We start from the raw sequence: 22,688 nt of genomic DNA, 5'->3' as shown, positions 1-22,688 counted from the left end.
CACCATGGATCTCCAAGCCCGACCCGCCCGCCTGTCCTGTGCCGACGCCGATTTCGAGCGCGCATTCAAGGCACGCCTGCATTGGTCGGCCGACACCGATGCTGCCATTGAGCAGCGTGTCGCCGAGATCCTGGCCGACGTGCAGGCGCGTGGCGATGCAGCGGTGCTGGAATACACCGCGCGTTTCGACGGCCTGGATGTGGCCGACATGAGCGCGCTGGAGATCACCCAGGCCGAGCTGAAGGCCGCCTTCGATTCGCTGCCGCACGAGCAGCGTCATGCCCTGGAAGTGGCCGCCGACCGGGTGCGCAGCTATCACGAGGCCCAGAAGAAGGCCTCCGGCGAAAGCTGGAGCTACCGCGACACCGACGGTTCGCTGCTGGGCCAGAAGGTCACGCCGCTGGACCGTGTCGGCATCTACGTGCCGGGCGGCAAGGCGGCATATCCGTCGTCGGTGCTGATGAACGCGGTGCCGGCCCATGTGGCCGGTGTTGGCGAAATCATCATGGTCGTGCCCACACCCAGGGGTGAACGCAATCCGCTGGTGCTGGCCGCCGCCCACGTGGCCGGTGTCAGCCGTGCCTTCACCGTCGGCGGTGCGCAGGCGGTGGCTGCGCTGGCCTATGGCACGGCGACCGTGCCGGCAGTCGACAAGATCACCGGCCCAGGCAATGCCTATGTGGCAGCCGCCAAGCGCCGTGTGTTCGGAACGGTGGGCATCGACATGATCGCCGGCCCGAGCGAAATCCTGGTGCTGGCCGACGGCAGCACGCCGCCCGACTGGGTGGCGATGGACCTGTTCAGCCAGGCCGAACACGACGAACTTGCGCAGAGCATTCTGCTGTGCCCCGATGCCGCCTATATCGACGCGGTGCAGGAAGCGATCGATCGCCTGCTGCCCGAGATGCCGCGTGCCGGCATCATCGCCAAGAGCCTCAACGGCCGGGGTGCGCTGATCCTCACCCGCAGCATGGAAGAGGCCTGCGAGATCAGCAACCGCATCGCACCCGAACACCTCGAAATCTCCAGTAACGACCCGCACCGCTGGGAGCCGTCGCTGCGTCACGCCGGCGCCATCTTCCTCGGCGCGTACACCAGCGAAAGCCTGGGCGACTACTGCGCCGGCCCCAACCACGTGCTGCCCACCAGCGGCACCGCGCGGTTCAGCAGCCCGCTGGGCGTGTACGACTTCCAGAAGCGCAGCAGCATCATCGAAGTCAGCGCCCAGGGTGCGCAGTCGCTGGGCGGCATCGCGGCCACGCTGGCCTACGGCGAAGGCCTGCAGGCGCACGCCCGGGCGGCCGAGATGCGCCTGACCCCACCCGATCTGTCATGAGCTCGCCGCTGTCGCGCATCCGCCAGGATGTGCTGGGCCTGCACGCTTATGCGGTGCAGGATTCCGCCGGGCTGGTCAAGCTCGATGCGATGGAGAACCCTTACGCCTTGCCGCCCACGCTGCAACAGGCCTTGGGCGAAAGGCTCGGTGCTGTCGCCCTCAACCGCTATCCAGGCGACCGGGTGGCTGCCCTGCGCCACGCCCTGATCGACCATGCCGGCCTGCCCGAAGGCTGGTCGCTGATGCTGGGCAACGGTTCGGACGAACTCATCTCGCTCATCACGCTGGCGTGCGACATGCCTGGCGCGACCGTGCTGGCGCCCGAGCCCGGCTTCGTGATGTATGCCTTCAGCGCTCGCCTGCAGGGCCTGCGTTTTGTCGGCGTGCCGCTGCGGCCGGACGATTTCGGACTGGATGTCGATGCTCTGTGTTCGACGATCGCGACCGAAAGACCTGCCATCGCCTATCTCGCCTGGCCCAACAATCCGACCGCCGGGCTTTGGGATGCCGGCGACATGGAGAAGGTCATCGCCGCCACGGGCGCCGCGGGCGGCATCTGTGTCATCGACGAGGCCTACCAGCCCTTCGCCGGCCGCAGCTGGATCGACACCATCCGCGCCGAGCCGTCGGCCCACGCCCACGTGCTGCTGCTGCGTACGCTCAGCAAGTTCGGCCTGGCGGGTGTGCGGATCGGTTATCTCATGGGTCCGGCCGCGCTGGTGGCCGAAATCGACAAACTACGACCGCCCTACAACATCAGCAGCCTCAACGCCGAATGCGGCCTGTTCGCGCTGGAACACACCGACGTGTTCGCCGCGCAGGCGCGCCGGGTATGCGCCGAGCGCGATCGGCTGATGGCAGCGCTCGGGTCGATGCCCGGCGTGAAAGCATGGCCCAGCGACGCCAACATGGTGCTGGTACGGGTCGCGGACGACAACGCCGGCGCCGCCCGGGTCTTCGCCGCCCTGCGGGCCGCTGGTGTACTCGTCAAGAACGTTTCTACAATGCATGTGTCGCTGGCCGGTTGCCTGCGTCTGACCGTCGGCACCGCCGAAGAGAATTCGCAGCTCATTTCGGCCCTGGCGACCAGCCTGCCCAACACCCCATGACCACCGCCCTTTCCGTACAGAACAGCGCCGACCGCACCGCCGAGGTCACCCGCAACACCGCCGAGACCCGCATCACGGCGCGCATCAACCTCGACGGCACCGGCAAGGCCACGCTGGCCACCGGCATCGGTTTTTTCGACCACATGCTCGACCAGATCGCCCGCCACGGCCTGATCGACCTCGACATCCATTGCGAAGGCGACCTGCACATCGACGGCCACCACACGGTCGAAGACGTGGGCATCACGCTGGGCCAGGCCTTTGCCGTGGCGGTGGGCGACAAACGCGGCATCCGCCGCTACGGCCACGCCTACGTGCCGCTCGACGAAGCCCTGTCGCGGGTGGTGGTCGACTTTTCCGGCCGGCCCGGCCTGCACATGGAAGTGCCTTTCACCAGCGGCATGGTCGGCGCTTTCGACACCCAGCTCACCTTCGAGTTCTTCCAGGGATTCGTCAACCACGCCGGTGTCACGCTGCACATCGACAACCTGAAGGGCGTCAATGCGCACCATCAGGCCGAGACTGTCTTCAAGGCTTTTGCCCGCGCCTTGCGCGCGGCACTGGAACGCGATCCACGTGCCGTAGGCGTGATCCCTTCCACCAAAGGTTCGCTCTGATTTTTCCAAAAGGAAAGGCTGCTGGCACCTATCTTGCCGGGGCTTGTTGACATGACTTCTTCCAAAACGGTGGCCGTGGTCGACTACGGCATGGGAAACCTGCGTTCGGTCTCGCAGGCGGTGCAGCACGCCGCCCTGGGCACGGGATGGAACGTGGTGGTGACGGCAGAACCCGAAACGGTGCGTGCCGCCGACCGCGTCGTGCTGCCCGGCCAGGGCGCCATGCCCGACTGCATGCGTGAACTCGCCGATTCCGGCCTGCGCGCGTCGGTGCTGGAGGCGGCGGCGCAAAAACCGCTCTTCGGTGTGTGTGTCGGCATGCAGATGCTGCTCGACCGCAGCCAGGAAGGCCCGACCGACGGCCTGGGCCTGATTGCGGGATCGGTCGACAAGTTCGACCTGGCCGGCCGGCTGCAACCGGACGGCAGCCGTTTCAAGGTGCCGCAGATGGGCTGGAACCAGGTGTTCCAGACGCCGGCGGACGGCGGCGCACCGCACCCCATCTGGGCCGGAGTTCCCGACGGCGCCTGGTTCTATTTCGTGCACAGCTTCTATGCACGGCCGACCGACAAGCGCCATAGCGCTGGCGAGGCGGACTACGGTGCACGCTTTACCGCAGCCGTTGCACGCGATAACATTTTTGCGACTCAGTTCCATCCTGAGAAGAGCGCCGACCACGGACTGGCGCTTTATCGCAACTTCCTCTCCTGGAACCCCTGACGGGTCCAACCCCCCCTTCCTTTCATCTAGCTGCTGCCGGCACCATGCTTCTCATCCCTGCCATCGATCTCAAAGACGGTCACTGCGTCCGCCTCAAGCAAGGCGACATGGACCAATCCACCACCTTCGGTGAAGACCCCGCCGCGATGGCGCTGAAATGGGTGGCCGCCGGTGCGCGCCGCCTGCACCTGGTCGATCTGAACGGCGCCTTCGCCGGCAAGCCGCAGAACGCGACGGCCATCCGCTCCATCCTGAAGGCGGTCGGCAACGATATCCCGGTGCAGCTGGGCGGCGGTATCCGAGACCTGGACACCATCGAGAAATACATCGACGGCGGCCTGCGCTACGTGATCATCGGAACCGCCGCGGTCAAGAACCCGGGTTTCCTGAAGGACGCCTGCAGCGCTTTCGGCGGTCACATCATCGTGGGCCTGGACGCAAAGGACGGCAAGGTCGCCACCGACGGCTGGAGCAAGCTGACCGGCCACGAGGTGGTCGACCTCGCAAAGAAGTTCGAGGACTGGGGCGTCGAATCCATCATCTACACCGACATCGGCCGCGACGGCATGCTGTCGGGCATCAACATCGACGCCACCGTCAAGCTGGCGCAGGCGCTGACCATTCCGGTCATCGCCTCGGGCGGCCTGTCCAACATGGCCGACATCGAGCAGCTTTGCGCCGTCGAATCCGAAGGCGTCGAAGGAGTCATCTGCGGCCGCGCCATCTACTCGGGCGACCTCGACTTCACGGCTGCGCAGGTGCGCGCCGACGAACTGGCGGTCTGAGGTCATGGCAACGCAGGCCGTGAATTTCCGCGGCCAGGACTGCCTGGTGCTGGCCCTGCCGGAGGGCGACCGTGCCATCGTGTCGTTGCAGGGCGCCCAGGTGCTGTCGTGGACGACCGGGGACGGCGTCGAGCGTCTGTATCTCAGCCCGCAGGCCGTGCTGGACGGCCGCACGGCGATCCGTGGCGGCGTGCCGGTGTGTTTCCCGCAGTTCAACCAGCGCGGCCCGCTGCCCAAGCACGGTTTCGTCCGCAACCGTGTCTGGCAGGCCATGGACGCCGAGCCGGGCACAGCGGTGCTTGCGCTGCGTGACGACGACGAAAGCCGTCTGCTGTGGCCGCATGCATTCAATGCGCGGCTCGAAGTCGCGCTCCGGCCGGGCAGCCTGACGGTGGGCTTCATTGTCGAGAACACCGGTGCCGAAGCGCTCGAATTCACGCTCGCGCTGCACAGCTATCTGCGTACTTCGGACATCGCTGCCGCCCGCCTGCACGGCCTGGGCGGATTGCCGTTCTGGGACTCTGTCGACGACACCCATCCGGCACCGCTGGCGTCCGGCGCGGCGCTGACGTTCGACCGCGAGATCGACCGCGTATACCAGGCCGCGGCCGTTCCGCTGGTGCTGGAGGACGGGCTGGGCCGCCTGTCCATCGAACAGGACCCGGTGTTCGGCCAGACGGTGGTGTGGAACCCCGGCGCCGAACTGTCGGCCCGGCTGGCCGACATGCCGGACGACGGTTACCGCCACATGCTGTGTGTCGAAGCCGCCGAGATCGACACGCCGGTGCGCCTGTCGCCGGGCGATACCTGGTCGGGCGCGCAACGGCTTTCCGTGCAGCACTGAGACTCTTCTCGTACCGCTTTCCACACCGCTCTCAAACCGATTCCCATGCTCGCCAAACGCATCATTCCCTGCCTCGACGTTACCGGCGGCCGTGTCGTCAAGGGTGTCAATTTCCAGGAGTTGCGCGACGCCGGCGATCCGGTGGAGATCGCCGCCCGCTACAACCTGCAGGGCGCCGACGAACTGACCTTTCTCGACATCACCGCCACCAGCGACGACCGGGACCTGATCCTGCCGATCATCGAGGCGGTGGCCTCGCAGGTCTTCATTCCCCTGACGGTGGGCGGCGGCGTGCGCACGGTGGACGACGTCCGGCGCCTGCTCAATGCCGGGGCCGACAAGACCAGCTTCAACTCGGCGGCCATCGCCAATCCGCAGGTCATCGAGGACGCATCTGCTCGCTACGGCGCACAGTGCATCGTGGTCGCCATCGACGCCAAGCGCCGCAGCGGCGAGGACGAGAACGCGCGCGGCGCCGGCTGGGACGTCTACAGCCATGGCGGCCGCAAGAACACCGGCCTGGACGCGGTCGCCTGGGCGGTCGAGATGGTGCGACGCGGCGCCGGTGAAATCCTGCTGACGAGCATGGACCGCGACGGAACCAAAAGCGGTTTCGACCTGGCCCTGACCCGGGCGGTGAGCGATGCGGTGTCGGTGCCGGTCATCGCCTCGGGCGGCGTCGGCAACCTGCAGCACCTGGCCGACGGCGTGCAGCAGGGCGGTGCGGACGCGGTGCTGGCCGCCAGCATCTTCCATTACGGCGAACACACGGTCGGCGAGGCGAAAAATGCCATGGCCGCACGCGGCATTCCTGTCCGACTCTGAAACCACGCTGCACGGGCTGGTTCCGCGCATGCTCGACAATCCGACCGATGAGTTATCTAGATGAAGTGAAGTGGGACGCGAACGGGCTGGTGCCCGTGATCGCGCAGGAGCAGGGCAGCAACGATGTGCTGATGTTCGCCTGGATGGACCGCGAGGCGCTCGAAAAGACCGCCGAGCTGGGCCGTGCGGTGTATTACAGCCGCTCGCGCAAGCGGCTGTGGTTCAAGGGCGAAGAGTCGGGCCATGTGCAGACGGTGCACGAAATCCGCCTCGACTGCGACAACGACGTGGTGCTGCTCAAGGTCACACAGCTGGGGCACGAACCCGGCATCGCCTGCCATACGGGTCGTCACAGCTGCTTTTTCAGCGTGCTGAAAGATGGCGCCTGGACACCGGTCGAGCCGGTGCTGAAAGACCCGGAATCCATCTACAAATGAACCAGACAACTTCCATCGACGCGCTGGCCCGCCTGGCCGCCGTCATCGACAGCCGGCTGCCTGCGCGCGGTGGCGACCCGGAGAGCAGCTACGTCGCACGCCTGCTGCACAAGGGCCCTGACGCTTTCCTGAAGAAGATCGGCGAAGAGGCAACCGAAGTGGTGCTGGCCGCCAAGGATGCCGACCACGGCGGGGACCGGCAGAAGGTCGTCAACGAAGTGGCCGACCTGTGGTTCCATTGCATGGTGGCGTTGTCGCATTACGGCCTGTCGCCTGCGGATGTCGTTAAGGAACTCGAGCGCCGCGAAGGCACCAGCGGCATCGAGGAAAAATCGCTGCGCAAGGTGCAGGCCCGCGAAGCACGCGAAGCCTCTGAACGCGCCGCCGATTGAGCAACAAGGAGCCATCGATGGAAGATTTCCGCCCCCCGGTCCCGGTGCCACCCCGCGCACCCGACGACAGCCTGGCCACCTTTGGCTGGGTCAGCTACATCCTGCATCTCATCGTGGCAGTGGCCGCCGTGGTGCCCGGAGCGCAGGCGTCGATCACGCTGCTGCTCATCGCGCTGGTGCTCGACCTGGTCAAACGCGGCGATGCAGCCGGCACATGGCAGGAATCGCATTTCCGCTGGCGCCTCCGGTCGGTTTTCTGGTGTGGGGCGCTCTACATCCTCACCTCCTGGCTGTGGCTGCTGTTCTTCATTCCCGGCTGGATCGCCTGGACCCTGATTTCGCTCTGGTTCCTCTACCGCATCCTGCTGGGCATGGTGCGCATGAACCGCCACCAGGCCATGGACGCCTGATCGACCGCCAGAAATAAAACTCCGGAGACCGACCGACATGACCGCAGCGCCCGTGCGCCACGACCCCGATTGCCTGTTCTGCAGGATCGTCGAGGGCAAGATCCCCTCGAAGAAGGTCTACGAGGACGACGAACTGTTCGCCTTCCACGACATCCATCCGCATGCGCCGGTGCATTTCATGATCATTCCGAAGGCGCACATCCCTTCGCTGGCCCAGGCCACCGAAGGCGATGCGGCCCTGCTCGGACGCATCATGTTGCTGGCCCCCAAGCTTGCGCTCGAGCAGGGGTGCAAGCCGTATCCGCAGGGCGGTTTCCGGGTCGTGGTCAACACCGGCGACGAAGGCGGACAGGAAATCCACCACCTGCACGTGCACGTGCTGGGCGGCCCGCGCCCCTGGGCAAAAGGTTGATCGGGCTTTCAGGGCCTTTCATTCGGGCGTCGCTTCGCGCAGCCTAAAATCGCAGACATCTTTAGGAGATATCCATGGGTTCGTTTTCCATCTGGCACTGGCTGATCGTGCTGCTGATCGTGGTGATGGTGTTCGGCACCAAGAAGCTCAAGAACCTCGGCTCCGACCTCGGCGGCGCGGTCAAGGGTTTCAAGGACGGCGTAAAGGACGGCGGTGCCGATCCGGCCGAACCGGCGGTTCCGCCGTCGTCAGCACATGTGGCGCATTCCTCCACGTCGGACAAGGCTCCGATCGACGTCGAAACCAAGACCCGTTCTTGAGCCGTCACCGGCTCTCGACTGAAGGCGGTACCGCAACGTGATCGACATCGGCTTATCGAAGATGGCGCTGATCGGCGCGGTGGCGTTGATCGTCATCGGCCCCGAAAAGCTGCCGCGTGTGGCGCGCACCGTGGGCACCTTGCTGGGCAAGGCGCAGCGTTATGTGAACGACGTCAAGTCCGAAGTCAACCGTTCGATGGAACTGGACGAACTTCGCAAGATGAAGGACACGGTGGAATCCGCCGCGCGCGACGTGCATCAGTCGGTGCAGACGCAGGCGAGCGATTTTCAGAGCGGACTGGACACCGCCTACAACGGCTACGACGCCGACAACTCCATCGCGCCGCCGACGACCCACGTCGAACCGGTGTCGCCGCAATACCGGCATCCGGGCAAGAACTGGCGCGTCAAGCGTGGTGCCACCCCGCAGTGGTACAAGGCCAACGCGGGTGTCCGCACCAAGGCGCTTTCCGGCGCTGCACGTGTGGCCCGGCATCGTCCCAAGAAGATCAACTAAAACCACGGCGGCGCCGCGCCCTGCGAGCCCGCTAGCCCCATGCCAGATCCCTCACGCGACGACGAACTCGCCGGCACCGAACAGCCCTTCGTAGAGCACCTGATGGAGCTGCGCGACCGGCTGGTCAAGGCGCTCATCGCCGTCGGCATCGCCGGCGCGGTGCTGTTCTTTTTCCCCGGTCCCGGTGCGCTGTACGACCTGCTGGCCGCACCGCTCATCGCCCACCTGCCGCAGGGCGCCACGCTGATCGCCACCTCGGTGATCTCGCCCTTCATGGTGCCACTCAAGATATTGATGATGGCGGCCTTCGTGTGTGCGCTGCCGGTGGTGCTCTACCAGGTCTGGTCCTTTGTGGCACCGGGCCTCTACCTGCACGAGAAGAGGCTGGTGCTGCCGCTGGTCATCTCGTCGACTTTGCTGTTCTTCATCGGCATGTCGTTCTGCTACTTCTTCGTGTTCGGCAAGGTCTTCGCCTTCATCCAGAGTTTTGCGCCGAAGAGCATCACGCCGGCACCCGACATCGAGGAATACCTGAGCTTCGTGCTGACCATGTTCCTGGCGTTCGGCATTGCATTCGAAGTGCCGATCGTAGTGGTGCTGCTGGCGCGCATGGGCCTGGTCAGCATCGACAAGCTGAAGTCTTTCCGCGGTTATTTCGTGGTGGGTGCCTTCGTGGTGGCCGCCGTGGTGACACCGCCCGACGTGGTGTCGCAGTTGTCGCTGGCTATCCCCATGTGCATACTTTACGAAGTGGGCATCTGGGCTGCCCGCATCTTCATCCGCACCACCAAGGCGCCTGGTGAGGACAACAAGGAATCCTCCGCCGATTCGGCCGCCTGACACCGGGCTGTGTTTGCCATAAAAAAAGGCGGTCGTATCGACCGCCTTTTTTTGTGCCTGCCCGGGAGCTTCAGCCGCCCAGGTAGGCGTCCTGCACCTTGGGATCGACCAGCAGGGCGGAGCCGGTGCCGCTCAACACGATCTTGCCGGTCTCGACGACATAAGCCTGGTCGGCGATCTTCAACGCCTGGCGCACGTTCTGCTCGACCAGGAAGATCGTCAGGCCGCCCTGGTTGATGGTGCGCAGCGTGCGGAAGATGTCCTGCACGATGATCGGCGCCAGGCCCATCGAAGGCTCGTCCAGCAGCAGCACCCGGGGGCGTGCCATCAGCGCACGGCCGATGGCGAGCATCTGCTGTTCGCCGCCCGACAGGTTGCCCGCCAGGCCGGTGTGGCGCTCGGCCAGTCGGGGGAACAGGCCGTAGACATAGTCGAGGTCTTGTGCGCGCTCGGCCCGGTTGCGGCGGGTGTAGGCGCCCAGTTCGAGATTCTCGCGCACCGTCAGCGTGGTGAGCGTCGCGCGGCCTTCGGCGACCTGCACCACGCCGCCTTCGACGATGCGATGCGGTGCCAGCGAACCGATGTCGCGCCCGTCGAACATGATGCGGCCGGCAGACTTCTTCACCAGTCCGGACAAGGCCAGCAGCGTGGTCGACTTGCCTGCGCCGTTGGCACCCACCAGAGTGGTGATCCTGCCTTCCTGCAGAGCGAAATCGATCCCCTTGACGGCTTCGATGTGGCCATACGAGACCTTCAGTCCCTCAACGGAAAGGATGGTCTTGCTGGCTTCTTTCACGGCGCTATTCATGCTTGGGCTCCCGGTACGGGAACGGAGGTGGGCACCACACCCGCGGCGACCGCGGAAGGGGCGCCGTCGGTGACGATGCCGTGCGGGCCATCGGCCGCGGGTTCGTCGTCTTCGCGGCCCAGGTAGGCCTCGATCACCTGCGGATCGTTGCGGATGGCGTCCGGTCCGCCCTGGGCGATGATCCGGCCGAAATTCAGCACTGCGATTTCCTGGCACAGGCCCATGACGAAACGCATGTCGTGTTCGATCATGAAGATGGTGTAGCCGCGTGCACTGATCTGCCTGATCTCGTGCATCAGCTCGGTCTTCTCGTTGGCGTTCATGCCGGCCACGGGTTCGTCCAGCAGCAGCAGCCTGGGCTCGGTGGCCAGCGCACGCGCCAGTTCGAGCTTGCGCTGTTCGCCGTACGACAGGTTGTCCGCGGTGTCGTCGGCCTTGTGGTCGAGTTTCATCCAGGACAGCAGCTCGCGAGCCCGTTCGCGCGCCCGTTTCTCCTCGGAGCGGAACAGGCCGGAAGTGGTCAGCAGGCCCAGGTTGCCGTAGCGCAGCTGGGCGTGCATGCCGACCATCACGTTTTCGAGCAGGCTCATTTCCTTGAACAGCCGGATGTTCTGGAAAGTGCGGGCGATGCCGCTGCGGGTGATCATGTGCGGCTTGGTGCCGGCCAGGTCTTTCCCGTCGAAAGTGATGCTGCCCGAGGTGGGCGGCAGCAGTCCGGTGATCAGGTTGAAGACGGTGGTCTTGCCGGCGCCGTTCGGGCCGATCAGGCCGAAGATGCCGCCCTGCGGGATCCGCAGGTTGACGTCCTGCAGGACCTTCAGGCCGCCGAAATGACGCGAGATGTTTTTCAGTTCGAGGGTCGCGCTCATGCCTGTTTACCTCCCTTGCCGAACCAGTTGCGGATGCGCACCGGATCCCACAGCCCCTTGGGCAGGAACAGCACGATCAGCACGAGGATGACGCCGTTGATCATCAGGCGGAAGTCGGCAAAACCACGCAGCACCTCGGGCAACAGCGTCAGGATGGTGCCGCCCAGCACCGGGCCGGTCAGGCCGTTGATGCCGCCCAGGATGGCCATCGTGAGGATGTCCACGCCACGGTCGAAGCCGTATTCGTTGGGGCCGATGAAGAAGGTCAGGTGCGCGTTGAGTGTGCCCGCCAGGCCGGCGATGGCCGCGCCCAGCACGAAGGCCAGCATCTTGTGCGCGCCGACGTCGATGCCCATCAGGCCCGAGGCGGTCTCGTCTTCCTTGATCGACTCGAAAGCCCGGCCGATACGCGAATGCCGCAGGCGCCACAGCACCAGCAGCACGACCACGAGCGCCAGCAGCACATGCCACCACTGGGTCTGTTGCGGAATGCCGTTCAGGCCCAGCGCGCCACCGGTGATGGATTCGGTGTTCAGCACCACGATACGCACCACTTCGCCGAAGGCCAACGTGGCCATCGCGAGGTACACACCCGACAGGCGTAGGGTGGGTTTCCCGATGATGAAGGCGACGATGGCCGGCGCCACCATGCCGGCGGCGATCGACACGATGAAAGGCGTGTCGTAGTTCATGGTGAGCAGGGCGGCGGTGTAGGCGCCGATGCCCATGAACGCGGCGTTGGCCATGGCCAGCATGCCGCACGAAAGGGTCAGGTAGATGGAGAGCGCCAGCAGGGAGTTGATGCCCAGCCCGAGGACCAGGTTGCTGTAGACGGCCCAGAAGTTGTCGAAATCGCTCATCGTCAGACCTTCCGTTCTTGCAGGGTGCCGAACAACCCCTTCGGTCGCACCAGCAGCACCAGGAACAGCAGGCCGAAGGCCACCGCGTCACGCATGTTGGAGCCGATGTAGGCCACCGACAGCACCTCGGCGAAACCGAGAAACAGGCCGCCCAGCATGGCGCCGCGGATGTCGCCCATGCCGCCCAGGATGATCACCGCGATGCCCTTGTGCAGCATCGGCTGGCCCATCAGTGGGAACAGCGCGTTGGAATAGAGACCGATCAGCACGCCGGCCACGCCACCCAGCCCGGCCGCCACGAAGGACACCAGGAAGAACAGGCCTTCGACGTTGATGCCCACCAGGTAGGCCGCCTTGGGAGACTCGGCGATAGCGCGCAGCGCACGGCCCAGCTGTGTGCGCTTCAGGGCGAACATCAGGACGCCCATCAGCAGGAAGGACAGCAGGATGATGCCGAGCTCGAGCGCGGTCAGGTGCAGGCCGCCCAGGTCCATCGAATCGGTCGACACGATGCCCGATGGGAAGCGCAGGTTCTCTGCGCCGAAGATGCCCTGGATGCCGTTGTTCAGCACGATGGCCACGCCGATGCTGGCGATCATCGGGATCAGGTGGGGCGCATTGCGTTTGCGCAGCGGCCGCAACACCAGGAAGTCGATCAGCAGGCCCAGCACGCCGCACAGGACGAACGAGAAGACCAGCCCTGCCCACAGCGGCAGGTGCAGATGCGTGATGGCCTGGACTGCGCCGTATGCGCCGACCATGAAGACCGCGCCATGCGACAGGTTGATGACGCCGAGGACGCCGAAGATGAGGGTGAAGCCGAGCGCGAAGAGTGCGTAGACGCACCCCAGTGACAAGGCATTGATTAACTGCTGTTCCAGCACGGTGGATATCCTGCGGAGATGCCGCTATGTCGGCATCAGATAAGGCAAGAGCCAAAATGCAAAAGGACGGCGCTGGTGGGGCGCCGTCCATTTGCTGCGAGAAGTCTCTTTATTTTTCGATACTGAACTTGCCGCCGCGGGTCACGCTGACGATGGCGCTCTGCTTGGCATCGTAGCCGGCGGGTTTGCCGGCGCGGTCCTTGGCCTGGGTGAATTCGAAGGCGCCGGTGGCGCCGACCCACTTGGCCGAGGGGAGGGCATCACGGAACGCGGCGCGGTCGGCCGGCACGGAGCCTGTCAGCTTGACCTTTTTGAGGCCTTGGGCTGCGATGTAGAGGGCGTCGTACGCCTGTGCCGCGAACTGGTCGGGCGCGGTCTTGAACTTGGCGGTGTAGGCGACGATGAACTTGCGGTTGGCGTCGGTCTGGTTCTCGATGGACCAGGGGCTGCCGACCCACAGGCCTTCGGCCTTTTCCTTGGCCAGATCGAAGATCTTGACCGAGTTCATGCCATTGCCGCCGATGATCGGCACGTTCAGGCCGACCTGGCGGGCCTGCACCATGATGGGTGCGCCTTCGGCCAGCAGCGCCGACAGCACGATGGCGTCGGGGTTGGTGGCCTTGATCTTGGTCAGCTGTGCCTTGAAGTCCACATCGCCCTTGGCGAAGGTTTCGGTGGTGGTCACCGGGATCTTCAGGTCTTCGAGGGCCTTCTTGAAGTTGTCATAGCCGCTCTTGGTGAAGACGTCGTCGTTGCCGTACAGCACGGCGACCTTCTTCACGCCGGTCTTGGCTGCGGTGATCTTCAGGGTCTCCGGCAGCACGTCGGCTTCGGTGACCGAGTTGCGGAACACGAAGTTGCCGATGGAGGTGATGCCGTCGGCAGTGTTCGATGTACCGAAGGCGACTGTCTTGGATGCCTGGGCGATCGGGTCGGCTGCCTGGGCAGAATTGGACAGCGTTGGGCCGAAGACCATCAGCACGTTGTCCTGGAAGATCAGCTTCTTGAAGACGTTGATCGCTTCTTCCTTGTTGCCGCGTTCGTCCTCGATGACCAGTGCGATCTTGTTGCCGTTGATGCCGCCGGCGGCGTTGATCTCTTCGGCGGCCAGCTGGAAGCCGTTGCGGATGGCGACGCCGTACTGGGCCGCACCGCCCGACAGGGCTTCGGCGACACCGATTTTGATGTCGGCGGCTTGGGCTGCGGAGCTGATGCCAACCAGGCCTGCCGTGGCCATCATGGCGAAAACGGCACGGCGCTGGAACGAAATTGCGGTCATGGGATGTCTTCCTTAGGAGAGTCGCGGTAAAACGCGAGGGCGAATTCTATCCGCCGGCCTCTACGAGTGTCGCCTTGGGGCTACTACTGCCTGCGCCGCCGGTCCCGTCATTCGGGCTGTGGCTGCGGCTGCTGGTTGCGCGGACGGGCCGGACGCACCGCCGGCGTCACTGGCAGGTCGATCTTGCTGTCGCCGCGCATCAGGCCGAATTCGGCGGGCGTGCCGGGGCGCAGGCCTGCCACCGAGGACAGCAGTTCGGCGACGTTGGCGATTGGTTTGTCAGCCACACGCACGATCACGTCGCCTGGCCGGATGCCGGCTGCAGCGGCCGGTCCGGCCTGCAGCACGCCGGTGATGATGACGCCCTTCTCGGCCTTCACGCCGAAGGTTTCGGCAAGCTCGGGCGACAGTTCGCCGGGTTCGACGCCGATCCATCCATAGGTGACCCTGCCATCGCGCACGATGGATTCGAGCACCCGTTTGGCGGTCGAAACCGGAATGGCGAAACCGATGCCCATGCTGCCGCCCGAGCGCGAGAAGATGGCCGTGTTGATGCCCAGCAGATTGCCGTTCACATCCACGAGGCCGCCGCCCGAATTGCCCGGGTTGATGGCGGCATCGGTCTGGATGAAGTTCTCGAAGGTGTTGATTCCCAGCTGGTTGCGGCCCAGCGCACTGACGATGCCGCTGGTGACGGTCTGCCCGACGCCGAACGGGTTGCCGATGGCCAGCACCCGGTCGCCGACCTCGATGCGGTCGGAATCGCCCAGCACGATGACCGGCAACTTGTCGAGGTCGACCTTGACGATGGCCAGGTCGGTTTCCGGGTCGGTGCCGATGACCTTGGCCTGCGCATGCCGGCTGTCGTTGAGCAGCACCTCGATTTCATCGGCGCCTTCGACCACGTGGTTGTTGGTGAGGATGTAGCCGTCCGGGCTGACGATGACGCCGCTGCCCAGCCCGGCCTGCGGTTGCGACGGTGCCTGGTTACCGAAGAAGAACTTGAACCACGGGTCGTCCATGCGCGGGTTGCGCACCGCGGCCTTGCTGGTGGTGATGCTGACCACTGCAGGTGCCGCCTTCTTGGCAGCCGCAGAGAGACTGCCGGGCTCGGTGCTGCCCATCGGCGCAGCGGGCGCTTCCAGCAGCGACACCACGCCACCGCCGAAGCTGGGCCGTCCGACCCATTGCGGCTTGAGCACGCTCACCACGAAGTAGGCCGCCAGCAGGACGGTGACAGTTTGCGCGAACAGCAGCCAGGTGCGTTTCATGGATTCGGTGGGTCAGGAAAGCGAAGAAAAAACCAGGCCGCGATTGTCGGCGAAACACCGGCACCTCCCGGACGCTCGGAGACAATGCCCGCATGGAAATCCTGAGCAACATCCCTGGCGGCGCGACCATCGGCCGTGACGTACTGCTGCAGCGCTTCGACGCATTGCTGAGTCCGGCGCGGTTCAAGGACTACGGCCCCAACGGCCTGCAGGTCGAAGGACGTGCCGCCATCGGCCACATCGTTTCGGGTGTGACCGCCAGCCGGGCCTTGATCGAAGCTGCCATCGACGCCCGCGCCGACGCGATCTTCGTGCACCACGGCCTGTTCTGGCGCGGCCACGACGGCCGCGTGACGGGCTGGCTCAAGCAGCGGCTGGCGCTGCTGCTGGCGCACGACATCAGCCTGTTCGCCTATCACCTGCCGCTGGACGCGCATCTGCAGTTCGGCAACAACGCCCAGCTGGGTGCGCGGCTGGGCTGGGTGGCCGATGCCTTTTTCGGCGAACAGGAACTCGGCCACATCGGCGACACATCCTTCGAGAGCGCTTCGGCCCTGGCGCGCCATGTCGAGCGCGTGGTCGAGCGGCCGGTGACGCTGGTCGACCCCGGTCGCGGCCCGATCCGGCGGGTGGCCTGGTGCACCGGTGGCGCGCAGGGTTTCTTCGAGGCCGCCATCGCTGCCGGCGCCGACGCCTTCGTGACCGGCGAGATATCCGAGCCGCAGGCCCATTACGCCCGCGAACTCGGCGCGACCTTCATCGCCTGCGGCCACCACGCCAGCGAACGTTACGGTGCGCCGGCAGTGGCCGGGCACCTGGCAGCCGAACTCGGCCTGCGCCATACCTTCATCGATATCGATAACCCCGCATGAAACGCGCCGCTCCCATCGTGATCACCGCTGGCGACCCGGCCGGCATCGGCCCGGAAATCGTCGCGAAACTGTTCCGCGACCATGCAGAAGAGATGCGCGGCTGTTTTGTCGTCGGTGACATCGACGTGCTGCGCCGCGCTGCCGCCTGCCTGGGTACACCCTCGCTGCCACTGGCGGTGCTGGATTCGGTCGCCGATGCCTGGACGGCGCCGCCGCGCTGCCTGCCGGTGCTGCCTGTCGTCCAAGCGCGGGGCAATGTCAGCCTGGGAGAGATTTCCGCGGAAGGCGGCCGGCAGGCGGCCGAGGCGGTCGTCTGGGCGGCGCGTGCCGCGTTGCGAGGCGAAGTGGCCGCACTGGTGACCGCGCCCCTGCACAAGGAATCGTTGTCGGCTGCCGGCGTTGCGTTTCCGGGCCACACCGAAATGCTGCAGGCCGAGGCCGCCGCCCATGTGGGCTGCAGCATCGAGGCCATGCCGGTCCGCATGATGCTGGCCAACGAAGAACTCCGCACCGTGCTGGTCAGCATCCACATGTCGCTGCGCCGGGCGCTCGATGCCGTCACGTTCGACAACGTGCAGGAGACACTGCGTATCAGCCACGAATCCCTGTCGCGTCTGCTGGGGCGTGCGCCGCGGCTGGCGGTCGCCGGACTCAATCCGCATGCGGGGGAGGGCGGTCTGTTCGGCTCGGAGGAAATCGACACCATCGCGCCGGCCATCGAGGCTGCGCGCGCGGCCGGCGTGGAAGCGTTCGGTCCGTTCCCGCCGGACACCATCTTCATGCGCGCCCGGGCGTTTCACGGCAAACCCGAGGGTTTCGACGCAGTGGTGGCGATGTATCACGACCAGGGGCTGATCCCGGTGAAATACATGGGCATCGACGACGGCGTCAACGTCACGCTCGGGCTGCCGATGGTTCGGACCAGCCCCGACCACGGCACTGCTTTCGACATCGCGGGTACCGGTCGTGCGGATGCCTCCAGCCTGCTGGCGGCGGTCCGCACCGCCCGCAAACTCGCAGGCTGAACCCGCGCCGTATAAGGGCTACCACGCGTTCTAAGGGGCGGGGGGCACCCCTACAATCTTTGGCTGATTCCCCCCATAAAGCGATGAACACCCGAGGAAATCCATGAGTGCATCAGTAGTCGACAGCCAACAGATCGACAGCGGCAAACGGGTTTGGCTCATTGCATCGAGCTGCATGGGCGTCGCGGGTGGCGTGGCGACCGCGGTCCCTTTCGTCAGCACCTTCCAGCCGTCCGAAAAAGCCAAGGCGGCCGGTGCGCCGGTGGAAGTGGACATCTCGGGCCTGAAAGAGGGCGAGAAGATCACGGTCGAATGGCGTGGCAAACCCGTGTGGATCGTCAAGCGCACCGCCGAAGAAGTGGCGGCCCTGGCCAAACACGACGGGGCCCTGGCCGACCCGCAGTCCAAACGCAACCCGGACGAATTCACCCCGGAATATGCCCGCAACGAGCATCGTTCCATCAAACCGGCGGTGCTGGTGGTCATCGGTATCTGCACCCACCTAGGTTGTTCGCCCACCGACAAGCTGCAGCCCGGTCCGCAGCCTTCGCTGCCTGCGGACTGGCCGGGTGGCTGGTTGTGCCCTTGCCACGGGTCGACCTTCGACTTGGCCGGCCGGGTCTTCAAGAACAAACCCGCACCCGACAACCTGCCCATTCCGCCGCATGTGTACCTGAGCGACACACGCCTGCTGATCGGTGAAGACAAGAAGAGCGCCTGAGGGCAGGGGGAAACAAACGCCATGGCTGAATTCAAGGAAATCTCGCCCAACGCACCGGCGGGAACGAAGCTGATGAACTGGGTGGACAACCGGTTCCCGGCGTCCAAGCTCTACAAAGAGCACATGAGCGAGTACTACGCTCCCAAGAACTTCAACATCTGGTACGTCTTCGGTTCGTTGTCACTCCTGGTGCTGGTGATTCAGATCGTCACCGGCATCTTCCTGGTGATGCACTACAAGCCGGATGCCACGCTGGCGTTCGCGTCGGTCGAATACATCATGCGTGACGTGCCCTGGGGCTGGCTCATCCGCTACATGCATTCCACCGGAGCGTCCGCCTTCTTCATCGTGGTCTATCTGCACATGTTCCGCGGGCTGATGTACGGCAGTTACCGCAAGCCGCGCGAGCTGGTCTGGCTGTTCGGATGCGCCATCTTCCTGTGCCTGATGGCCGAGGCCTTCATGGGCTACCTGCTGCCCTGGGGCCAGATGTCGTATTGGGGCGCACAGGTGATCGTCAACCTGTTCTCGGCCATTCCCTTCATCGGCCCCGACCTGGCCCTGCTGATCCGCGGCGACTACGTGGTCAGCGATGCGACTCTCAACCGTTTCTTCAGCTTCCACGTCATCGCCGTGCCGCTGGTGCTGCTGGGCCTGGTGGTGGCGCACATCGTGGCGCTGCACGAGGTCGGATCCAACAACCCGGACGGGGTCGAGATCAAGAAACACAAGGACGAGAACGGCGTGCCGCTCGACGGCATTCCCTTCCACCCGTTCTATACGGTGCACGACATCTTCGCGGTGAGCATGTTCCTGATGGCTTTTACCGCGGTGATCTTCTTCGCACCCGAGGCTGGCGGGTACTTCCTGGAATACAACAACTTCATACCCGCCGACTCACTCAAGACGCCGAACCACATCGCGCCGGTCTGGTACTTCACGCCCTTCTACTCGATGCTGCGGGCCATCACCAGCGAGATGATGTACGCCCTGATCGCCTGCGTCGTGGGTGCGGCGGCGTTCGGTGCCATCAAGAGTCGCCTGCCGGTGATCGTAAAGGGCATCGTGGTGCTGGCCGCGCTGGGCGTCGTTGCCATGATGCTCAGCATCGACGCCAAGTTCTGGGGTGTGGTGGTGATGGGGGGCGCGGTCATCATCCTGTTCTTCCTGCCCTGGCTCGACCACAGCCCGGTCAAGTCCATCCGTTATCGGCCGCAGTGGCACAAGGCGCTGTACGGCGTATTCGTGGTGGTGTTCATGGTGCTGGGATACCTGGGCGTGCAGCCACCGTCACCGGTGGGTGAACGTGTCTCGCAGATCGGCACGCTGTTCTACTTCGGCTTCTTCCTGCTGATGCCGTGGTGGAGCCGTCAGGGAACCTTCAAGACGCCGCCCGACCGTGTGGTCTTCCACCCCCACTGATCGCTGGATGCAGCAAATGAAAAAAACGATCCTCACGATGATCGCGGCCGTTGCGCTGGCGTTGGGCAGTGCCGCCCAGGCGGAAGAGGGCGGCTACGCCTGGGACAAGGCTCCCAACCAGGTCACCGATCTGCAGTCACTGCAAAACGGCGCAAAACTCTTCGTCAACTACTGCATCGGTTGTCACTCGGCGGCTTTCATGCGCTACAACCGGCTGGGCGACATCGGGCTGAGCGAGGCGCAAATCAAGGCCAATCTGTTGTTCGCCACCGACAAGGTGGGTGAAACCATGAAGTCGGCGATCGACCCCAAACAGGCCAAGGAATGGTTCGGCGCCAATCCGCCTGATCTCACCGTGATTTCCCGCTCGCGGTCGGGCCACGGAGGCACCGGTCCTGATTACCTTTACACTTTCCTTCGCACTTTCTATCGAGACGACACCCGGCCGACCGGCTGGAACAACCTGGCTTTTCCCAATGTGGGCATGCCCAATCCGCTCTGGCAACTGCAGGGCCAGCGACGTCCGATCTATGAAGAACGCGAAGAACACGGCGAGAAGATCCATGTCGTGACTGGATGGGAGCAACTCACTCCGGGCACAATGACGCCCCTGCAATACGAGCAGGCGGTCGGCGATCTGGTCAACTATCTTCAGTGGATGGGCGAACCGGCAGCCAACATCCGTGTTCGGGTGGGCGTGTGGGTTCTGATCTTTTTGGGGATCTTTGCCTTCGTTGCCTGGCGGCTCAACGCTTCGTATTGGCGCGCCGTGCGCTAGCATTTCAACGTATTCGTGCGGGCCGATGGCCTGTGCGGCTTTTCCCTGTGGGAGCGGGCATTTCAACGTGTCCCGCTCCTTCGATTTTCAGGAGCCTCCCGCCATGATGGTGCTTTATTCCGGAACGACTTGCCCTTTCTCCCATCGCTGCCGCTTCGTGCTGTTCGAAAAGGGAATGGACTTCGAGATCCGCGACGTCGACCTCTACAACAAGCCCGAAGACATCAATGTGATGAATCCGTACGGGCAGGTGCCGATCCTGGTCGAGCGTGACCTGATCCTGTACGAGTCGAACATCATCAACGAATACATCGACGAGCGTTTCCCGCATCCCCAACTGATGCCCGGCGACCCGGTCGACCGCGCCCGTGTGCGCCTGTTCCTGCTGAACTTCGAAAAGGAACTCTTCGTGCACGTCAGTGCGCTGGAAGCCCGTGGTGCAAAGGGTGCCGACAAGGCACTGGAAAAGGCTCGCGCCCATATTCGTGACCGCCTGACCCAGCTTGCCCCGGTGTTCCTGAAGAACAAATACATGCTGGGCGAGAACTTCTCGATGCTCGACGTGGCCATCGCTCCGCTGCTCTGGCGCCTGGATTACTACGGTATCGATCTCAGCAAGAATGCTGCACCGCTGTTGAAATACGCCGAACGCATCTTTTCGCGTCCGGCTTATATCGAAGCGCTGACGCCGTCTGAAAAGGTGATGCGCAAGTAATCGGGCGCTCGGCATGAACGCCATCGAATCCCGCTCCACCCGCCCGTATCTGCTGCGGGCGCTTTATGAATGGTGCACCGACAACGGTTTTACGCCGTATGTGGCGGTTGCCGTCGATGACACCGTCCAGGTGCCGCGTGAGTATGTGAAGGATGGTGAAATCGTGCTGAATATCAGCTACGACGCCACCAGCAACTTGCAGGTAGGAAACGAATTCATCGAATTCAAAGCCAGATTTGCCGGTATTCCTCGCGACATCATGGTTCCGGTTGGCCGGATCATGGCAATCTACGCAAGGGAAAACGGGCAAGGCATGGCCTTTCCCCTGCTTGATCCCATGGAGCCTGGAAGCCAGGCAGATGCCGAGCCAGTCTCGTCGTCCGAAGACAACGAGCCGCGAGGTTTTGTGCAACTCGTTTCGGCCGACCCGGCCCGCAGCGCAGATCCTGCCGATGCGATCGTTCCAGAAAAGGACGATGAACCGCCCAGGCCATCTTCGCCGACTCCCAGGCCGTCGCTCAAGCGAATCAAATAAGTCCGGAAGGCTGGAGACGTGCAGCGAACCGGCCGTAAAACTGTAACGGCAAAAAATCAGGTCTGCGAAATGTCCGCCTCATGGCGGCCGTCTCGCAGACCTTGATTTTTCTGGAGTCCATCGCCGATGCAAATCGGGATTGCGTTCATCAGCGTCAGAATGAATGCAAATGCTTGCTTTCGATTGCCCCGCCCGTACTGTGCGGATGAATTCATTTGTATTTGTTGATTTTATTTATATAAAGAGAAACTGCCGCAATTAAATATTGTTTACGTTTGGTAGTAGGTTTATCTTCGCCGGCATGCAGTTAGTCAGAGTAGTTCTGCCGGAGGTCATCACCATGCAGTTGCCGCGTATGAGCCCAGTTGGCGGTCGCCAGTGTTTTGTGAATATCGAAGCAGAGGCGCGGACAAGTCTTTTGGGTCAAACCATCAACGACGTGACGCCATTGATCGGCGGCACGGCCGACCATGGCTGCACCGTATTGATCAGCATCGGCGGGGCGGTCTTCGGAACCACCGCTACCGACGCTGGAGAGTGGTCGCTCGATACCCGCATCGAGGTGCCCTTGTCGGGCCGCTTCAACTTGAAGTCGGACGGACGCAAAAAACTGATGGTGACCGTTATCGACACCAAAGGTCGGAGTCGAGTTGTCGAAGGTGTGTTTACAGTTTCGACGGCCTCTCCGGAGCCTCCGACGCTGGCAACGGATCATTTGTTCCGCGACGCCCTCTTGCTGAAGGGGCACGCCGAGCCGGGTGGTGTCGTGTCCGTCACTTTTGCCGGTGCGACTTTTGTTGCCGTCGTCGAAAGCAGTGGCGCATGGCGGCTAGACATGGCAAGCCAGGAGCCAGTATCCGGTAGCCTGGACCTGGGTGACGACGGTCGCAAGGATGTCGACTTGGTTTGCACCGATCTCGCTGGCAACATGAGCAAAGGACTTTGTCACCTGACGCTGCACACCGGCGAGACCAGGTCGCACTGGGCTGATGCAGTGATGCATCGATCATCTATCTATGGCGTCGGCTGCTCGTACCCGCCGGCCTGGCCGGGTCTGGCTGGGTGCTTCGCTCCCAAGATGCGGG

26 protein-coding genes and 3 pseudogenes (1 of these 29 only partly in view) are annotated in these 22,688 nt (G+C 64.1%); 23 read left to right on the top strand and 6 right to left on the bottom strand.

Annotated features, from left to right (window positions below; all coding sequences use genetic code 11):
* The first annotated feature begins 4 nt into the window (after positions 1 to 4).
* From hisD to tatC, 15 genes and pseudogenes are all read left to right on the top strand, one after another.
* Positions 5 to 1,336 (top strand): histidinol dehydrogenase, encoded by a 1,332-nt coding sequence (gene hisD, locus AC3ANW_RS18170; protein ID WP_488342237.1) that lies wholly within the window; start codon positions 5 to 7, stop codon positions 1,334 to 1,336.
* Positions 1,333 to 2,445 carry a pyridoxal phosphate-dependent aminotransferase gene (locus AC3ANW_RS18165; protein WP_488342236.1) on the top strand — a complete coding sequence of 371 codons (1,113 nt, stop codon included), beginning with the start codon at positions 1,333 to 1,335 and terminating at the stop codon, positions 2,443 to 2,445. The genes hisD and AC3ANW_RS18165 overlap by 4 nt, the downstream gene beginning before the upstream one ends.
* Complete coding sequence (hisB, locus tag AC3ANW_RS18160; RefSeq protein ID WP_488342235.1) at positions 2,442 to 3,062, top strand: imidazoleglycerol-phosphate dehydratase HisB; 621 nt, start codon at positions 2,442 to 2,444, stop codon at positions 3,060 to 3,062. The genes AC3ANW_RS18165 and hisB overlap by 4 nt, the downstream gene beginning before the upstream one ends.
* Before the next feature lie 51 nt (positions 3,063 to 3,113).
* On the top strand, positions 3,114 to 3,782 hold the full coding sequence (gene hisH / locus AC3ANW_RS18155; RefSeq protein ID WP_488342234.1) for an imidazole glycerol phosphate synthase subunit HisH: 669 nt from the start codon (positions 3,114 to 3,116) through the stop codon (positions 3,780 to 3,782).
* A 44-nt stretch (positions 3,783 to 3,826) separates the two neighbouring features.
* On the top strand, positions 3,827 to 4,567 hold the full coding sequence (hisA, locus tag AC3ANW_RS18150) for a 1-(5-phosphoribosyl)-5-[(5-phosphoribosylamino)methylideneamino]imidazole-4-carboxamide isomerase (protein ID WP_488342233.1): 741 nt from the start codon (positions 3,827 to 3,829) through the stop codon (positions 4,565 to 4,567).
* A gap of 4 nt (positions 4,568 to 4,571) precedes the next feature.
* Positions 4,572 to 5,411, top strand: coding sequence for a D-hexose-6-phosphate mutarotase (locus tag AC3ANW_RS18145; RefSeq protein ID WP_488342232.1), 840 nt, complete (start codon positions 4,572 to 4,574; stop codon positions 5,409 to 5,411).
* Between the two features lie 45 nt (positions 5,412 to 5,456).
* Entirely contained in the window at positions 5,457 to 6,236 is a 780-nt protein-coding gene (hisF, locus tag AC3ANW_RS18140; protein ID WP_488342231.1) for an imidazole glycerol phosphate synthase subunit HisF, read from the top strand.
* Positions 6,237 to 6,283: 47 nt separating this feature from the next.
* Positions 6,284 to 6,673: a phosphoribosyl-AMP cyclohydrolase gene (gene hisI / locus AC3ANW_RS18135; RefSeq protein ID WP_488342230.1), complete on the top strand. Its 390-nt coding sequence runs from the start codon at positions 6,284 to 6,286 to the stop codon at positions 6,671 to 6,673.
* Positions 6,670 to 7,065, top strand: coding sequence for a phosphoribosyl-ATP diphosphatase (locus tag AC3ANW_RS18130; protein ID WP_488342229.1), 396 nt, complete (start codon positions 6,670 to 6,672; stop codon positions 7,063 to 7,065). Before hisI ends, AC3ANW_RS18130 begins: the two co-directional genes overlap by 4 nt.
* 17 nt (positions 7,066 to 7,082) lie before the next feature.
* Positions 7,083 to 7,475, top strand: a complete 393-nt coding sequence (locus tag AC3ANW_RS18125) for a DUF4870 family protein (protein WP_488342228.1) — start codon at positions 7,083 to 7,085, stop codon at positions 7,473 to 7,475.
* A gap of 37 nt (positions 7,476 to 7,512) precedes the next feature.
* Positions 7,513 to 7,887, top strand: a complete 375-nt coding sequence (locus AC3ANW_RS18120) for a histidine triad nucleotide-binding protein (RefSeq protein ID WP_488342227.1) — start codon at positions 7,513 to 7,515, stop codon at positions 7,885 to 7,887.
* Positions 7,888 to 7,961: 74 nt separating this feature from the next.
* Positions 7,962 to 8,207, top strand: coding sequence for a Sec-independent protein translocase subunit TatA (tatA, locus tag AC3ANW_RS18115; RefSeq protein ID WP_488342226.1), 246 nt, complete (start codon positions 7,962 to 7,964; stop codon positions 8,205 to 8,207).
* Positions 8,208 to 8,244: 37 nt separating this feature from the next.
* A pseudogene (gene tatB / locus AC3ANW_RS18110) lies at positions 8,245 to 8,503 on the top strand (Sec-independent protein translocase protein TatB); the annotation flags it as partial.
* A gap of 71 nt (positions 8,504 to 8,574) precedes the next feature.
* A pseudogene (gene tatB, locus AC3ANW_RS18105) lies at positions 8,575 to 8,724 on the top strand (Sec-independent protein translocase protein TatB); the annotation flags it as partial.
* A 39-nt stretch (positions 8,725 to 8,763) separates the two neighbouring features.
* Entirely contained in the window at positions 8,764 to 9,564 is an 801-nt protein-coding gene (gene tatC, locus AC3ANW_RS18100) for a twin-arginine translocase subunit TatC (protein WP_488342225.1), read from the top strand.
* A 70-nt stretch (positions 9,565 to 9,634) separates the two neighbouring features.
* Here tatC and AC3ANW_RS18095 read toward each other — a convergent pair whose 3' ends face one another.
* The 6 genes and pseudogenes from AC3ANW_RS18095 to AC3ANW_RS18070 form a co-directional block, all read right to left on the bottom strand.
* A complete protein-coding gene (locus AC3ANW_RS18095; protein WP_488342224.1) occupies positions 9,635 to 10,372 on the bottom strand; it encodes an ABC transporter ATP-binding protein in 738 nt (245 codons plus the stop codon).
* 101 nt (positions 10,373 to 10,473) lie between these two features.
* Positions 10,474 to 11,241 (bottom strand): annotated as a pseudogene (locus AC3ANW_RS18090) (ABC transporter ATP-binding protein); the annotation flags it as partial.
* Positions 11,238 to 12,101 (bottom strand): branched-chain amino acid ABC transporter permease, encoded by an 864-nt coding sequence (locus AC3ANW_RS18085; RefSeq protein ID WP_488342223.1) that lies wholly within the window; start codon positions 12,099 to 12,101, stop codon positions 11,238 to 11,240. The gene AC3ANW_RS18085 and the pseudogene AC3ANW_RS18090, both read right to left, overlap by 4 nt.
* 2 nt (positions 12,102 to 12,103) lie before the next feature.
* Entirely contained in the window at positions 12,104 to 12,985 is an 882-nt protein-coding gene (locus AC3ANW_RS18080) for a branched-chain amino acid ABC transporter permease (protein ID WP_488342222.1), read from the bottom strand.
* 109 nt (positions 12,986 to 13,094) lie between these two features.
* Entirely contained in the window at positions 13,095 to 14,225 is a 1,131-nt protein-coding gene (locus tag AC3ANW_RS18075; protein WP_488345456.1) for an ABC transporter substrate-binding protein, read from the bottom strand.
* 146 nt (positions 14,226 to 14,371) lie between these two features.
* Positions 14,372 to 15,535 carry a S1C family serine protease gene (locus AC3ANW_RS18070; protein ID WP_488342221.1) on the bottom strand — a complete coding sequence of 388 codons (1,164 nt, stop codon included), beginning with the start codon at positions 15,533 to 15,535 and terminating at the stop codon, positions 14,372 to 14,374.
* A 92-nt stretch (positions 15,536 to 15,627) separates the two neighbouring features.
* Between AC3ANW_RS18070 and AC3ANW_RS18065 the strand changes: the two genes are divergently transcribed.
* From AC3ANW_RS18065 to AC3ANW_RS18030, 8 genes are all read left to right on the top strand, one after another.
* Entirely contained in the window at positions 15,628 to 16,407 is a 780-nt protein-coding gene (locus tag AC3ANW_RS18065) for a Nif3-like dinuclear metal center hexameric protein (protein WP_488342220.1), read from the top strand.
* A complete protein-coding gene (gene pdxA, locus AC3ANW_RS18060; RefSeq protein ID WP_488342219.1) occupies positions 16,404 to 17,432 on the top strand; it encodes a 4-hydroxythreonine-4-phosphate dehydrogenase PdxA in 1,029 nt (342 codons plus the stop codon). Before AC3ANW_RS18065 ends, pdxA begins: the two co-directional genes overlap by 4 nt.
* A 103-nt stretch (positions 17,433 to 17,535) precedes the next feature.
* Entirely contained in the window at positions 17,536 to 18,153 is a 618-nt protein-coding gene (gene petA, locus AC3ANW_RS18055; protein WP_488342218.1) for a ubiquinol-cytochrome c reductase iron-sulfur subunit, read from the top strand.
* A 21-nt stretch (positions 18,154 to 18,174) separates the two neighbouring features.
* Positions 18,175 to 19,575: a cytochrome b N-terminal domain-containing protein gene (locus AC3ANW_RS18050; RefSeq protein ID WP_488342217.1), complete on the top strand. Its 1,401-nt coding sequence runs from the start codon at positions 18,175 to 18,177 to the stop codon at positions 19,573 to 19,575.
* Between the two features lie 16 nt (positions 19,576 to 19,591).
* The gene (locus AC3ANW_RS18045; RefSeq protein ID WP_488342216.1) at positions 19,592 to 20,353 is read left to right on the top strand and encodes a cytochrome c1; all 762 of its coding nucleotides are present in this window, start codon (positions 19,592 to 19,594) and stop codon (positions 20,351 to 20,353) included.
* Between the two features lie 103 nt (positions 20,354 to 20,456).
* Entirely contained in the window at positions 20,457 to 21,068 is a 612-nt protein-coding gene (locus tag AC3ANW_RS18040; RefSeq protein WP_488342215.1) for a glutathione S-transferase N-terminal domain-containing protein, read from the top strand.
* Positions 21,069 to 21,081: 13 nt separating this feature from the next.
* On the top strand, positions 21,082 to 21,603 hold the full coding sequence (locus tag AC3ANW_RS18035) for a ClpXP protease specificity-enhancing factor (protein ID WP_488342214.1): 522 nt from the start codon (positions 21,082 to 21,084) through the stop codon (positions 21,601 to 21,603).
* A gap of 340 nt (positions 21,604 to 21,943) precedes the next feature.
* A protein-coding gene (locus AC3ANW_RS18030) for a hypothetical protein (RefSeq protein ID WP_488342213.1) crosses the window boundary here: on the top strand, positions 21,944 to 22,688 show its 5' portion. The gene runs 11 nt beyond the window's last position; 745 of the gene's 756 nt are visible here — the first part of the coding sequence; it begins with the start codon at positions 21,944 to 21,946; its stop codon lies off the right edge, out of view.

It is taken from the genome of Xylophilus sp. PBN-3R (genome assembly GCF_057747805.1).
Note: the sequence above shows the minus strand (reverse complement) of the source record. Positions and strands in the feature narration are given on the sequence as shown.